Raw genomic sequence first — 694 nt, 5'->3', positions numbered from 1 at the left:
GCGGAGGCGCGGCCGAAGGCCGGGTGGCGGAGGGCTTGGACGGCGGCCAGAGCGGAGGTGCGGCCGTGGCCGCGTACGCGTGTCGCCACCTTCAGGCCGAAGGCGGCGACGGCTTGGTCGGCCCAGTCGTGCCACTCGGCGGACTCGTCCGCCGCGTGGATCAGGAGCGGGTGGTCGGCGAGGGAGGCGAGGGGGACCTGGTCCCGGTCGGCGAGGGGGTGGTCGGCGGGGATGATGACGCCGATGGGGTCCAGGCCCACGGGCATGGTGGCGAGGGCGGCTCCGAGGGGGCGGCCGAGGCCGAAGGGGCGGCCGAAGGCGATGTCGAGGTCGCCGGTGACGTGGCGAGGCAGTGGCCGCGAACACCTACGGGCCCCGCGAGGTGCGTGAGCGGTCGGGCCGCGTCGCCGCCGTGCCTGGCACGGGTGTGGCAGGGCGGGGCTTCTACTGCCCGGCCCACCGCCACGCCACGCTTACCTCTAACTCACCCACCCGATGGGGCGCTTGGCGAGTGCCGGCGCCCAAGGAGAAGTCACCGTATGTTCGCGAAGCACGTTCAGGGCCGGATCTCCCACCAGGCCCATGCCCGGGTGCCGGAGGGTACCTTCGAGGAGCACCACGGCCGTCAGGGGTTCGAGGGTGATGTCTCTCAGCTCTACCACGCCCACCCGACCACGGACTGGCTGCGGGTGGC

At 73.6% G+C, this 694-nt stretch carries 1 protein-coding gene; it reads right to left on the bottom strand.

What is annotated here, in order from left to right; translation table 11 throughout:
• Window positions 1–323: LysR substrate-binding domain-containing protein (locus AC3EUV_RS38370; protein WP_435604900.1), on the bottom strand; the 323-nt coding region annotated here is incomplete at its 3' end.
• Window positions 324–694 lie beyond the last annotated feature (371 nt).

The sequence above is a fragment of the Streptomyces sp. bgisy130 genome, from assembly GCF_057708345.1.
The sequence above is the reverse complement of the archived record's forward strand: the minus strand, read 5'-3'. Positions and strand labels throughout refer to the sequence as shown.